The 13697-nt window shown below is 59.7% G+C and carries 10 protein-coding genes; 5 read left to right on the plus strand and 5 right to left on the minus strand.

The genetic code is table 11. The features are described from left to right. Positions 1-332 precede the first annotated feature (332 nt). Together AC06FE_RS17775 and AC06FE_RS17780 are read right to left on the minus strand one after the other, a co-directional pair. Entirely contained in the window at positions 333-554 is a 222-nt protein-coding gene (locus AC06FE_RS17775) for a hypothetical protein (protein ID WP_478073790.1), read from the minus strand. Continuing rightward, positions 551-727 carry a hypothetical protein gene (locus AC06FE_RS17780; RefSeq protein ID WP_165931085.1) on the minus strand — a complete coding sequence of 59 codons (177 nt, stop codon included), beginning with the start codon at positions 725-727 and terminating at the stop codon, positions 551-553. The genes AC06FE_RS17775 and AC06FE_RS17780 overlap by 4 nt, the downstream gene beginning before the upstream one ends. A 142-nt stretch (positions 728-869) precedes the next feature. Between AC06FE_RS17780 and AC06FE_RS17785 the strand changes: the two genes are divergently transcribed. Next, entirely contained in the window at positions 870-1244 is a 375-nt protein-coding gene (locus AC06FE_RS17785) for a DUF3693 domain-containing protein (RefSeq protein ID WP_478073791.1), read from the plus strand. A gap of 458 nt (positions 1245-1702) precedes the next feature. Here the strand turns inward: AC06FE_RS17785 and AC06FE_RS17790 are convergent, their stop codons facing one another. Next, the gene (locus tag AC06FE_RS17790) at positions 1703-2602 is read right to left on the minus strand and encodes a DNA-binding protein (protein WP_478073792.1); all 900 of its coding nucleotides are present in this window, start codon (positions 2600-2602) and stop codon (positions 1703-1705) included. A gap of 104 nt (positions 2603-2706) precedes the next feature. Here AC06FE_RS17790 and AC06FE_RS17795 point away from each other — a divergent pair, with 104 nt between their 5' ends. From AC06FE_RS17795 to AC06FE_RS17810, 4 genes are all read left to right on the plus strand, one after another. Further along, positions 2707-3786, plus strand: a complete 1080-nt coding sequence (locus AC06FE_RS17795) for a site-specific integrase (protein ID WP_478073793.1) — start codon at positions 2707-2709, stop codon at positions 3784-3786. A gap of 156 nt (positions 3787-3942) precedes the next feature. Further along, positions 3943-7734, plus strand: coding sequence for an anti-phage defense-associated sirtuin Dsr1 (gene dsr1, locus AC06FE_RS17800; protein WP_478073794.1), 3792 nt, complete (start codon positions 3943-3945; stop codon positions 7732-7734). A gap of 141 nt (positions 7735-7875) precedes the next feature. Further along, positions 7876-10431, plus strand: a complete 2556-nt coding sequence (locus AC06FE_RS17805; protein WP_478073795.1) for a hypothetical protein — start codon at positions 7876-7878, stop codon at positions 10429-10431. Continuing rightward, positions 10409-11854, plus strand: a complete 1446-nt coding sequence (locus AC06FE_RS17810) for a hypothetical protein (RefSeq protein ID WP_478073796.1) — start codon at positions 10409-10411, stop codon at positions 11852-11854. The genes AC06FE_RS17805 and AC06FE_RS17810 overlap by 23 nt, the downstream gene beginning before the upstream one ends. 191 nt (positions 11855-12045) lie before the next feature. Here the strand turns inward: AC06FE_RS17810 and AC06FE_RS17815 are convergent, their stop codons facing one another. Then, the gene (locus AC06FE_RS17815) at positions 12046-12702 is read right to left on the minus strand and encodes a hypothetical protein (protein ID WP_478073797.1); all 657 of its coding nucleotides are present in this window, start codon (positions 12700-12702) and stop codon (positions 12046-12048) included. Between the two features lie 155 nt (positions 12703-12857). Beyond that, on the minus strand, positions 12858-13292 hold the full coding sequence (locus AC06FE_RS17820) for a hypothetical protein (protein WP_478073798.1): 435 nt from the start codon (positions 13290-13292) through the stop codon (positions 12858-12860). Between the last annotated feature and the right edge of the window lie 405 nt (positions 13293-13697).

The following is a 13697-nucleotide window of genomic DNA, read 5'->3' on the forward strand; positions in this document are numbered from 1 at the left end:
GGGTTCTGGCTTGGCGCGGAGCGCTGCAACTTCCGCGTCCAGGTGCGAGGACGCCGGCACCCGCTGGAAGAAGCGCGGATCGACGCGACGGACGCCGTAGGGGATACGGTTAGTCATCCCAGTGACCCTTGAGCTTGCCGCAGCGCTTGCACCTCACAGGGTCCGGCAGATGGACGCGGCGCGGCGTCCAAGAATGCACGCCTCCGCGGCACCAGAACCTGCCAACGCGCTCATGCGTCCAGGCGAACAACGCCCACAAGCCCGGGAAAATCAGCGACAGGACAAAGCAAGCGAGGAAGGCGGCCGCGAAGTCGTGCCACAAAGGAGGGATATCAGCCACGGCACACCTCGGCCGCAGGCCGTGTCATCGCCGCCATGCAGGCGTGGCGAACGCGGGAATGCGGAGGGAACTCCGCCTGTGCCTGGGCGACCATCTGCTGCGCGCGAACTTCGGCGAGCGAACGAAGCTCGCTCTGGCGCATGAACCACTCGATCAGACCGGCAATACCCACGGTCCAGAACATGATCGCGATGAGCGCGAGGACGGCGATCACTTCTGCCCCCACTGACCAACTTGCAGTTCGCCCATGGCGAGCAGCTGATAGCGGACCTCAATGGCATCGCGGAACAGGGACGCCATGGCCTCATTACCGTGGCGGCGATAGCCGCTCAGGTTGTGATGCAGGCAGGCCAGCGTGTTGCGTCGTGCAAGCGTGATCGGGTCCATGTGTCCCTCCCCTACCCCCCTCGCCCTAGAAACCCGCCCACGGCTCTAGGGGGAGGCCGTGGGCGGGAACATGTCAAGACTCTGTTGACATGCGGGGCGGAATGTATGCTGGGTCTTGACGTGGTGTCAACAGGGTACATACATGAGCCAGAGTTACGACCTTTTCTGCCGGTGGAAGCACGTACAGAAAATTCAAAGCGACAACGCTGGCGCAATCGCCCTTGGCGTCACGCGAGCAGCGGTTTCTAGCTGGAAACAAGGGAAAAATGCAGAAATCCAGTACATCGAAAAGATGGCCCTGGACATTGGCGACAGCGTGGAAAAATGGTCTGCGCTTGTGATGGCCGAAAGAAGCAACTCAGATGACGAGAAAGCCGCTTGGCGACGAATTGCGCAAAAGCTGGCCGGGGTCGCTATGGCCCTACTGATAGGGGTGGGCCTCGCCTCTCCTGCGCACGTACAGGCGGCAGAAAAGGGTTATTCCGGCGACTCTGTATACATTATGCGAAATTGTTGATGGGCCGACTCCGCTGGGTCTGGCTCTGGATCACTTCCTGCTTGCCTCAACTGATTGATGATTGATGCGGATGATTGATGCGGAGGAAATGCCCCATCTGCAGCGGACATCCGCCCCATTTACTGAGGAAACCTGCCCCGGATTTGGCGGAGCCTCGGATAAGTTGCCCCGCTTTTGGCAAAACTGAGCAAAAGCTGCCCCCATGTTCCACCGTCGTTGCAGCCATGTTCTGGCAAACCGATGCCTTTGCTCACCACCTGACAAAGTCTTGGCGCTATTCTGAGCAAGACGGTTTGAAGAGGAGAAGTTCCATGCTTGGTTCTTTGGGGGTACTTGCAATGGCGCTCGTCCTGGGTGCATTGGGCTGGTGGGTGGATCACACCAACCGAAAGTCGATGAAGTCGCATGACGATGAACAGGACAAGAAGTCCTAGTAGTGCCGACAGAATGTGTCACGGTTAGCCCTTCGGAATCTTTTTCCTTGATTTGGCTGGCCTCGGTCTGTCTCGCGCGCGGAAGGCCTCCTCGATCACTGAAGGAATCCGGGTCAGTTGTTCCTCCAAAACCTCGGATCTTGCGTGTTGCCTGTCGGCTTCTTTGACCGCCGAGAGCATTGCATCCTGGGCAGCATTCAAAGCTTTCCGAAGTGATTGTTCGGTTGCAGCGTGGAGCTTTTCTGCAGAAGCCAACTTGCTCTGTAGATCTTTGGCCTGCTGACGAGCCTGGTCGATCTCCCGTGCTGCACGATCTTCAACAGAGCTGGCATGTTCCATCAGGCTCTCCCGCTCAGATCTGGCCAGTTCCTGCAGCTCCTGTGAACGGGCTTCCACAACCCGCCTTGCAAACTCCGCTTGTTCAAGGCGCTGATCCGTAGAAGCGCGTTGTCGCGTCGACTCTGCTAGCTGAGCCTGGAGCTGCTCCACAAGTTGCCGGAGCTCCGCCACTTGGGTCAGTGCCAGACGCTCTGATTGGACTGAGGCGATCGCTTTAGCATGGAGCGCGGAACCTTCATCTGCAAAGTTCTGTTGTTGCACCCGCAGCTCATCGTACTCGGCTGCAAGAGCCTGTCTGGTGTCGGCGAGCTCCTCCAGAATCGACACGCGGGCATGTTCCAGCGCCAGTGCCCACCACTGCCCGGCCAACTCGGCCAAGACCGTCGGCACGTCCTTCAAATCTGGTCGTTTCGGCTGCAGTCGGAGGCCCAGATTTTTCCACCAGGTATCGAGCCAGCGCGTCACGGTGTTGGGTGAGCCCGTGCCCAGGTGCGCGCGGATGCGTTCTACCGTCGGGCGCTCGCCGCTGGCGACCAGCTCGTCGGCGGCGGTATGAACATCGGATTCGGTGATGCCGCGGGCCATGCTGACGTCTCCTGTATCGGCGCCCTACTCTATTGATCGCGTACTCGCGATAAGTGATGATTATCGCAAGTATATGCCCTATTTCATAGCGTACATTACATACTATGAAACGGAATTCCACATCTTCAACCTTGCCGGCGACGGCCACCCACCTGGTCCTGCCTGAGCAGCTGGCCGACCAAGCGGCGGAGGCGGTGCGCGAGCTGCTGGCCGAAGCAGCGGCGGCCAATACCACCCGCAGCTATGCCGCCGCTCTGCGCTACTGGGCCGGCTGGCACCAAGGACGCTATGGGATCGAGCTGGCGCTGCCGGTCAGCGAGGCTGTGGTGATCCAGTTCCTGGTTGACCACATCCAGCGCAAGAGCAAGGCCGGCCTGGTCAGCGAGCTGCCGCCGGCGCTGGACCAAGCCCTGGTCGCCGCCGGACTCAAAGCCAGGATCGGGCCGTTGAAGCTGTCGACGGTGGTTCAACGTGTGGCCGTGCTGTCCACGGCGCACAAGCTCAAGCGTCTGGCCAACCCGTGCGAGCTGCCCAGCGTCCGCACGCTGCTGAGTCGCGCCCGGCGCGCGGCGGTTAAGCGCGGCGAGCGCCCGACCAAGAAGACCGCGATCACCCGCGCCGAACTGGAAGCCATGCTGGCCACCTGCGACGGCAGCCTAGAGGGCCTTCGTGACCGTGCCCTGCTCTGCTTCGGGTTCGCCAGCGGCGGACGCCGACGCAGTGAAATCGCCGCGGCGGACATGCGGGACCTGCGTACAGTGGGCGACGATGGCTACATCTACCGGCTTGAGTACTCGAAGACGCAGCAGGCGGGAGTCAAGGCTGATTCGACGCCGGACAAGCCCATTCTGGGGCGGAGTGCCGAAGCGCTGTCGAGGTGGCTAGAAGCAGCGGGAATCACTGAAGGGGCGATCTTCCGGCGGATATGGAAGGACCGAATCGGCCCTGCCCTGCTCCCTGGATCGGTGGCGTCGATCGTGAAGCGTCGTGCCCGGTTGGCTGGATTGGAGGGGGACTTTGGAGCGCACAGCCTTCGGTCGGGGTTTGTCACCGAGGCCGGCAGGCAAGGCGTGCCATTGCCGGCGGTGATGGCGATGACCGAGCATCGGTCGGTAGCGAGCGTGATCGGGTATTTTCAAGCCGGTGCGGCCGAGGACAACCCTGCGGCACGGTTGCTGAAGTAGTTTTTGTTAGCCGATGTGTGCCAGACCCAGGGAGTCGTTAGATCTGCAATATGACAAGTAAACTCCGTGAACGAAACAAGCACGCATCCACGATAAGGCACAGATTCTCGTCCAGGAAGATAGCAAGCGGTTAGCGAAAGGGGGGAGGCGCAAGTTATGCAATTCGTCAAGAACGGACCCGATGTTCCGGAGCAGTTGCTGCAGGCCCACGAAGATGGCCGCGTGGTGTTCTTCTGCGGCGCTGGCATCTCCTATCCAGCGGGCCTACCGGGCTTCCGTGGCCTGATCGACAGGGTCTATGCCGCGCTTGGAACCACGCGCACGCCAAGCGAGGATCAAGCGTACGAAAATGCCCAGTACGATGCCACGTTGGACCTACTAGAACGTCGTTTCCCTGGCCAACGCGTCGCCGTCCGATCGAAGTTACCTGGATCGCTCAAGCCCAACTACAGAAAAAAGGGCGCAATGCAGACTCACTCGGCATTGCTTCGCCTAGCTACCGACCGTGACGGCGCGGTAAGACTTGTCACCACCAATTTCGACCGCATATTTCAGAGAGTCGTCAAACGCGAGAAGCTGGGAACACCCAGCTTTCCGGCTCCTCTACTTCCGATACCGAAGAACAGTCGTTGGAATGGGATCGTCTATCTGCACGGTCTTCTTCCTGAGTCGCCTGATGATGGCGCTCTACAGCGTCTTGTTCTCACGAGCGGCGATTTTGGTCTTGCGTACCTGACGGAACGCTGGGCCGCTCGCTTCGTAAGCGAGTTGTTTCGCAACTATGTGGTCTGCTTCGTCGGATACAGCATAGGCGATCCCGTACTGCGATACATGATGGACGCCCTCGCTGCCGACAGGATGCTTGGCGAGTTCACGCCAGATGCATATGCATTCGGTGATTTCAAGCCGGGGGATGAGTCGTCTGCGAAAGTGAATTGGTCTGCAAAAGGCGTAACGCCGATTCTTTACGAAACGTCGGCAGACGGCCTGGATCACTCTGCTCTTCATGAGACACTGAATGAGTGGTCTAGAACTTATCGAGACGGAGTCCAAGGAAAGGAGCGCATCATCGTCGACTATGCGGCCTCCAGGCCTTTGGCGAGCACCCAGCAGGATGACTTCGTCGGCCGCATGCTGTGGGCCTTGTCTCACAAGTCGGGTATGCCCGCAAAGAGATTTGCAGATTTTGATCCTGTCCCATCGCTGGAATGGCTGACACCGCTGGGTCACCAACGATACGCGCATAGCGACCTGATTCGATTCGGGATCCCGGCTCTTTCAGAGCGCGACGACAAGCTGAAGTTCAGCCTAACTCGGCGACCCGCTCCGTACACACACGCCCCCTGGATGCTGATTGCTCGCTACGGCAATCTATCGGGCAGATGGGATCAGGTGATGCATCAATTGGCACGATGGCTGTGCCGCCATCTCAACGATCCCGCCTTGGTCCTCTGGCTAGTAGAGCACGGCGGGCGACTGCATGAAGACTTTGCTTGGCTGATCGAGAATAAGCTTGAGGAAATTGACAAGCTCCAAACTACCGGAGACACAGTTGCGCTCCAGCGCATGTGCGACAGTGCTCCGAACAGTATTCCGAGTGCGCCGATGCGAACCCTGTGGCGACTCCTTCTTGCAGGGCGCGTGAGGTCGCCGGCCACCAGCTCAGACATCTACAGTTGGAAGAGTGGACTCCGGCGTAATGGTCTTACTCCAACATCACGCATCGAGTTGCGAAGACTGCTGGAGCCGCAAGTGCGGATCCGCGAGCCATACCACCTTGACGAACAGAGCGGGGACGCTATCGAACCGACGCGACTCAAGCAGCTCGTCGAGTTCGAGCTGGTGCTGGCCTCCGACAATGTTGGTACGGCATTGAAAGAACTCGAAAAGTCACAGCCATGGCGAGACGCGCTACCGCAGATCCTAAAGGATGCTCAGCAACTTCTACGTGATGCACTGGATCTGCTATGCGAACTCGGAGAGGCTGATGAGCGAAATGACCGCTCGCATTGGGATCTGCCGTCGATCAGCCCGCATTGGCAGAACCGAGGCTTTCACGACTGGGTGTCTCTCATCGAGATATGTCGTGATAGCTGGCTCACGACATTGGAAGAGGATCCGGAGAGAGCACGGATCATTGCACAGGACTGGTGGCGGGAACCGTACTCGACGTTCAAGCGATTGGCCCTGTTTGCAGCGTCGCATGACGGCATCGCGCCGGACGGGGAGTGGACGGACTGGCTGGTGTCCGAAGAAGCATGGTGGCTGTGGTCGGTAGATGCTCAACGTGAGGTCATGCGTTTGCTGGTCCTGAGAGGAAAGGAGCTTTCCGCTAGCATGCGTGTCCGTCTGGAGGTGGCCATTCTGGCCGGCCCTCTTCGTCCCGAAGCGGTAGCTGAGGAGCACTGGCGCCCCAGGGCAGACCGCGTCGTGTGGTTGCGACTGGCCAAGCTTGCCTCAACCGGTGAGCCGCTCGGGGAACAAGCGCAGGCGAAGCTGGAGGAGTTGTCTGTCGCATACCCACGTTGGGAGCTTGCCGACAACGAGCGTGATGAGTTTTCGCACTGGATGAGCGGAAGCGGCGACCCAGACTTTGAGGACCAGCGACAACTGGAACGGGCTCCGCTGGAGCATCCGGAGCTGATGGAATGGCTGTTGAAGCCGAAAGTAGACGACTTCTTCTATGAAGATGATTGGCGAGTACTGTGTCGCGACAGATTCCGCGTCGCGTTTCGGGCATTGAGGGATCTCGCGCAAGCGGGCCACTGGCCGAGTGAACGCTGGAATGAGGCGCTGCAGGTCTGGAGCGATCAGGCGCACCTGCGGCGATCGTGGCGGCTAGCACCACCGGTCCTTACTCGAGCCAGCGATGAAACGCTGAGGGAGATCGCGCATAGCATCTCTTGGTGGTTGAAGGCATCTGCGAAGTCACTGGACCGACATGGAGACATATTCTTGTCGCTGTGCCGTCGTGTTCTTGCCCTGAATCATGACGATAACGAAGACGATGACCAGCCCACTCAGCGTGCGATCAATCATCCGATCGGTCATATCACACAGGCCCTGCTTAACTACTGGCTGAGCCAGAAGCCCCAGGATGGACAGGGATTACCCGAAGAACTGGAGGCGATCTTCACGGACCTGTGCGATACGAGAGTCCATCAGTTTCGTCACGCGCGCGTATTGCTTGCCACTCACGTCATTGCACTGTTTCGAGTCGACCGCGATTGGACCGAGTGCAATGTCCTGCCGCTATTTCGGTGGCAGACATCGCGCACCCAAGCTCGCGCGGCATGGGAAGGATTCTTGTGGTCACCCCGCTTGTATCGTCCACTGCTGGCTGCCTTCAAAGCCGACTTCCTGGAGACGGCAACCCACTATGCCGATCTCGACGGACTGGATAGCCAGTACGCGACCTTCCTAACTTACGTCGCACTTGACCGAGCCGATACATTCACTACCAATGAGCTGTCGGCTGCCACCGAAAATCTTCCGACACGGGGACTGCGGGAATGTGCACAAGCACTTGCACAGGCCCTGGAGGGTTCGGGAGAGAGACGCAGCGAGTACTGGGAAAATCGGATAGAACCCTACTGGCACGAGATCTGGCCGAAGTCCCGAGACCGCGCGGCTCCCGGCATTTCTGAGGAGCTTGCGCGGCTCGTGGTAGCTGCAGGCGACGCCTTCCCGCGAGCGCTAGCGACAGTGAAGGACTGGCTGCAGCCATTCGACCATCCTAGTTTTATCGTCCACAGATTGAATGAATCCGACCTTTGTAAGAAGCATCCCAAGGACGCGCTGACACTATTGGATGTTCTTATCAGAAACGACTTCTGGCTCATTAACGAGCTAGGTTCTTGTATGGAGGTAATCGCAAATGCATGGCCGGAAGCTGACCGAGATGGGCGATACCAGAGAATCATGGAGATCATTCGCCAGCGTCAGTAAAGCCAAGGCACAGACTGCGGTGGCAGGTGCTGCTATCTTATTGTCCATTACTCTACGGAATGCCCCCCGGCCCTTATATGGCCTACATGTGACCATGTGTACTCTGCTAGGGAGATAGGCAATCGTGACAGGAGCGATTGGGTGAGTCGGGGCCTGGATATCGAACGCACGATTCGGGATGGCGAGCGTAACCAGGAGGCCAAGCGCCTGATCCAGAACTGGTGCCGTCATGCCCGCGTGGAGAAGTTCGGCGGCACGGGACTGATCGAGATGGAAACCGGCCTACCCATCGGACACCATTCCATGGTGTGCGATTTCGCCCCGGCATCTGGAATGGCAACCTGGCTGCTGGAAGAATCTGCGGTGCACTTCCATGACGCCTATTGCGCGGATTGCTCGCATCGCGTGCCGGTCGCGTTGCCCAACATCGCTATGCTTGTGGCACAACGGGACGCCGATCGCCAGCACGCACAGATGCGTGCGCAACAAGCGCAATGCGCCAAGGAGGCGGCACTGCACGCTCGCGCGGCCGTTCGCGCAGAACTGCGGACGATTTTGCCGGTCGTGGCCAAGACCTTCATGGACGATCTGGATCGGCTCGATGCCGAACGTGACGAACAAGCGGCGACACGTGTGATCGAGAGCGCCCGACTGGCGCCGGAAGTCCTCGTACCGCCGCTTACCGAATATCTGTTCTCGGTACTGGAAGGCGACGACCACTGGTTGGAGGCGCCCGGACTGACCCTTCTGGCCAGCACACCCGACCAGCCTCGACTGATCCGCTGTGCGATGAAGTGCCTGCGAGAGGGGTATGCACTCGATCTCGCCGCTGCGATGGTGATGCAGCGGCTGGACCACATCGATGCAGCCGACGTCCCCGGGGCGGTCATCGGCCTGGCGTACGTCGCGACGCCACCCCGCTCGGAGTTCGGCCACCCACACCGCGACGACGGCGATCCGAGTCCGCTGACTCAACTGGCGGATAGCTTTCCCGAGCCCGTCGAGCGAGGCCTGCTCGCCTTGCTCACCCACCGCGATCAACTACGTGTGGGCGTAACGGCCCGTGCCATGGGTCTGTTGATCACTCGAAGCGAGCGTTGGATCCGGCCCTTCCTGCGTCCGTTGGCGGGGCACCTGTCCCGGCTGGACTTCCTGGTTGAGATCGAGCGCGATTCCGAGCTGCGCAAAATCGCCCATGACCTCCAAGTGGCTTTGGCCAGTGCCTTCTTGGTCGCGCCCGAACTGGCCGATGAAGAACTAATGCGCCAGTTCGAGAGTGCCTCGAACGAAGGCGAAGGCCGCGTGGCGGGAGTCTACGAGCACGTGCTGCGTCTCGCGCATCGCACTCGTGACAGCTCGCTCGTCGTGGGGCCGGCCCACACCCATGCATTCGTCGTGGCGATTCGACGACTGGCGGCGCTATCGGCGACCTCGGATAACAGCCAGGTCACCCAGCAGGTCCTGAGTGCGCTTCGACATCCGAGTGCCGCGCTCGCACCTGCGGCGAAGGCTGCGATGGACGTGCTGCTGGGCACCGCCGCGGTACTCGATTCCAAGCTGCAGGCGCCAGAACCAGAGCCCAGCATCCTCACGCCTCCCCATCCGTTGGCGGAAATGGAGAAAGCCAACCGCCGCTCGAATCTGTGGTATCTGCGTGCGGCGTTGCTTGAGCTGGCCATCCACGGCGCACTGGCTGATGCCGAGGGGCTGGCGCGCTTCGAGGCGTTTCTCAGTCAGCGCGGCTTGCTTGGCGATACATTCGAGGCGGCAATCGTGCGGGAGATCGCGCCAGTGCTCGCGACCAGCGCCGGGCTGAAGACCATGCTGCCCTACCTTTACGGCGCGATGGTTGGCGCCTCGGTCGCTGGCCGCGCCGCCGCCGCCGACGCGCTCAAGGATATCGGCAGCCGGCGATTCGCCGATCTGCCCGACTTGGTCGCCGATAGCCTCGTACTGATGCTCTTTGATCCTTACGTCATCGTGCACAAGGCTGCGGTACAAGCGCTGGGTCGACTTCGGCTTCCGGCCCACTTCCACCGCATGATGGTCGTGGCCCTAGAAAACCTCATCGTCGCCTACCGTGGGGGGAGCGACCCCGAGTTTCTGCTCGAGTGCATCGAGGCGAAGGTGAATACCTACCGCGGTGAAGGCCCCCTGCCCGAGGCTGAAGGCCAGATACTGTTGGCGCTCATAGCGGAACTGGAGCCCTCGCTACTCTTACGCAGCGCACACAGATTCTTTCTCAGGGAGTTTCAGCATCTCGATGGCTGGGCGGCGTTGGTTCTGGGCTGGGTCGGCCAGTGCCGAGAATACTACGAACTCGAGCACGCGCTGGAACTGGTGGCCGACCTTCCCCCGGGCGCGTGCGCGCCCCAAGTCCCAGCGATTCTTCAGGCGGTGGCGACCGACCCGACCAACCTCCAACTGTGCAGTACGTTCGTGGAACTGCTCACGCGAGATCGCGCCTGGTTGGGCGCGACGCAAGTGGCCGCATTGCACGTAGCCGCCTTCCCCGACACAGTGCGCGAGCGCGCGCGCCGTATGCAGGCGCAGCAGCTCGAGCGCCGTGTCCGCTTCGAATACCTCATTAGCGAAGGTAGGTTTGAAGAGGCTCTAGTGCTGGGTGAGATCTGGATGCGAGCCGATGACGAGCTGGCACAACTGTTGAAGACCGATGAAAAATTCACTCTCTTCTGAGTCCTTGCAGCCGCGCCTACAAGCCGTGGAGGCCTTGGCGGCGATCGCCCAGGGTAAGTGGCCGCCCCATGATCTGAAGGCGCTGGCTGTGGCCCTGGATTCGGTGTCGGTGGCCTTGTCGAGCACGGCGGCCGCAACGGCATACAACGCTTTCGGCGGCATCGTGCGCATCGTCGATATGCTGGCGCATTGGCGCCGAGCCGTCCTCGACGCCGAGCCGGATGCCGATCGGTATCTGCGCAGCGCCCATGAGCGTCACCGCCTGTGGTTGGACGACTACGGCCACAGCGATGCCGCGGCGGATCTGTGTGCGGCCGCAGAAGGCCTGGCAAGCCTGGAATCGATTAATCAGGTCGCCGACATCGCCCGGGCGCTGACCGCAGTGCCGCTACCCATCGGCATCTTCGCGCAGCCGGTACGACCGGACTGGGCCATCAAGGCGGACTTGGCTGCCCCGAAAGAGGAACCGCAGGTCGATCTGACCGTGGCGTTCTTGAAGTTCCAGTTCGACGGCCAGCCTGCCGCGGAAGTACACCAGCTGGCGGCGCGGGAGGTTCACGATCTTGAGATCGAAGTGCGTGTGTCGCGCTGGCCGCAAGACAAGCGAGAGCTACGGCTGACGCCGATCTCCGTCGAGCCGAAGTCGACCTATGACTTCCCCAGCTTCCAGTTCGAAAAGCCCGACGGCGAGGCGCCGTACACGATGCGGCAAAGTGGTCGTGCCGCCTTGCTGCTACCCCAAGGCATGCAGGCGCGCCCCTTCGAGTTCAAATACACGGCCGAGTTCATCCCTGAACGGGGGGATCAACCGGTGGCCGTCGTGGGGCACCGCACGCTGATCGTGGACGGTGCCGACGTTACGAAGCTACAGATCTGCGGTTACCCAGGGCTGGACCAAACGCTGTTCGCACTTCGGGAGGCGCTGCGTCGCCGCCCAGGCGTGCCGCAAGCGGAAACTACCGATGCACTACTCGTGCTCACCACGCTCTGCAATTTGGCTGGCCGCGCGGTTCAGGACGCCGAGTTTAGCGGGCGATGGGACGAAGCTATGTTTCAACGCCACGTGCGCGCAGAGTTACGTCGCCACCCACCGACAGGCGCGGATCTGGACGAACACGCCCATGCCGCCGGCGGCATCACCGATTTGTCATTGCGCGGATTACCGATCGAACTCAAGGCCGTCGACAAGCTGATCAGCTCTATCGACCAGTGCGAACCGTTCTTCGCCCAAACCGCCACCTATGCCATCGCCAAGTCCAAGCGCACGGCGATATTGTGCGTGCTCGACAGCAGCAGTAAGAAGACGGCGCCGGTGCCGCCTGAGATGCTACTGGACATCCGCACCGTAGCCCGTGGCGAAGTGTCGATCTGCGTGCTGGTTATCCAGGGCAATCTGGCTCGGCCGAGCGCGTTGTCGCGCTAAGGACGACGCGTCGGCTTTGCCCTCATGCGCCAAGGATCGCAGATACCTAAATGCCCCTTGGGGCAATTTACTCTTGGCGGGAAGCTCTTCCCTACCCCCGATAAATCTTCCTAATCCCCTAGCCCGCCGATGCCCGCAACCGGCCAATAGCAGACGCTCAACACCGAATCGGCTTAAGCCTTACCAAAATTTTAGTTGCCGTTCTCGCCATTGATGATCGGGTCCATAATGGACCTATATCTGCTTTCAGGAAGCTCGCGATCAATTGTTAGGATGGCTTCACTCTTTATCCAGCGCATGAGTTTGCGAGGTGATAGATTTTCGGACGCGACTGCAGCCCGTTGAGGAAGGTTCTCGAGACTTTGAAGTTCCCCTACAGAGTTGCGTGCCACATCAGAAATCATGAGTAGACGAGCCACCAAGAGTGACCAGACAGCCAGCTCTTCCTGCCTTGCAAGATTCCCTGCGGCGGAGTATCGAAAGTCAGACGCGACGAAAGTGGGTTCGTTTAGGAGTTGTTTCTTTACCCACCATAGGATGTTTAGGCCAGATGTCCATGCACCACCGCGAGCCTTGCAGCGATAAACATATGACCTGCCTAGGTTGAGGCATGCAAATTCCTTCCTCGACGAAATCGGCCTCCTCAGCTCTGAAAGGGTCGAGATTTTTCCGTCGAATTGCCCGTAGTCAGCCGCCAGTTCCCCGACCTCATCAGTTCTGAGGAGCTTTGTATCTTCAGTGACTTGAAGCGGATCTTCGGCAGCTTCCTTGCGCAAAATATCCTGAACGCAGGATTCATTAGGAAAGACTACTCGATGCTTGCTCGCATAGTTTTCAGCACTAGCCAAAGGAAGATCCTTCCGAAAGTGCCTTCCGCATGTGGTTGCAGAGGAATCCCGAAGTGTCACGCGATGTTCCGTGCAGTAGCCGAGTGACAGCCCTACGGATCCATTCTGAAGTGGGTTGAACCAACAGTTTTCGCAGGAAGTTAGACGGCGGGTGGTCATGGGGCGATTTCGGCAGTGGCAGAGTCGACGGCATTTTGGTCTGACAAGTCGCTGAAATCAGCCAAATGTTCTAGATGTTCCTCAACGTAACGTCGGGCTTGCGCAACCTCGAAAGAATCCGGCCAAGCGGCATCTCCCTTACCAAAACCCTTAAGTAGATCTTGAAGTTCCTTCCTCGAACGATGCTTGACGCCTTGATCCTGCCACTCTCGAGGCAAGGTCTCATAAGTTTTGCCAGTCTTCCCTGCAAAAATCCCGGCAATTTCTTCGGACTCCGTGAAGGAGAGGTAGGGCGTCAGCCTTCCTGGGCCATCCAGAAACAGAATATGCCTTACAATCGACTTGGCTGAGCCGTGAGACGCCGGTCTTACGCCGTCCTTCGCGTCGCCGCGAAACAGCGGATCTTTCGATATTTTCCACTTCTTCGACATGTCTATATCTATCCTGCGACGCCCAACTGCCAAATAAACGGGCCCTGGGTCCGGCGATTCGAATTTCCCACAATGCGCAGGGATGGGCGGGCTTCCCCTTGATATAGGGCGATCTTAGGGCAGCGAGGGGCGGCTAACAAGCAGCCGTATAGCCCAACCCTAGCGCTAGGCCCGGCGGCCAGCGCAAGCAGACGTGTAGATGTCCGTTTAGGGTCGGCAGCTGCCCTCCCCCTACCCCCGATAAACATCCCTTATCTTCCTGCTGGCTTGGCAAGGGCGCGAATTCGAAAAGGTATGGGCCAGAAGAGCTTTCTACCGAATCTAACTGTCAATGTTGATGCACCTCATACGCCGCATACCCAAAACGAGCCTCGCATCCCTACCCCAGCATCTGCGCTCGGCAGG

The sequence above is a fragment of the Stenotrophomonas sp. Steno-C18 genome (assembly GCF_056393195.1).

Excerpts from the sequence above, each read along its gene's own strand:
- AC06FE_RS17790 (WP_478073792.1), bottom strand. The coding sequence starts at position 2,602 with ATGGCCCGCGGCATCACCGAATCCGATGTTCATACCGCCGCCGACGAG.
- AC06FE_RS17820 (WP_478073798.1), bottom strand. The coding sequence starts at position 13,292 with ATGTCGAAGAAGTGGAAAATATCGAAAGATCCGCTGTTTCGCGGCGAC.
- dsr1 (WP_478073794.1), top strand. The coding sequence starts at position 3,943 with ATGCAATTCGTCAAGAACGGACCCGATGTTCCGGAGCAGTTGCTGCAG.
- AC06FE_RS17785 (WP_478073791.1), top strand. The coding sequence starts at position 870 with ATGAGCCAGAGTTACGACCTTTTCTGCCGGTGGAAGCACGTACAGAAA.
- AC06FE_RS17780 (WP_165931085.1), bottom strand. The coding sequence starts at position 727 with ATGGACCCGATCACGCTTGCACGACGCAACACGCTGGCCTGCCTGCAT.
- AC06FE_RS17810 (WP_478073796.1), top strand. The coding sequence starts at position 10,409 with ATGAAAAATTCACTCTCTTCTGAGTCCTTGCAGCCGCGCCTACAAGCC.
- AC06FE_RS17795 (WP_478073793.1), top strand. The coding sequence starts at position 2,707 with ATGAAACGGAATTCCACATCTTCAACCTTGCCGGCGACGGCCACCCAC.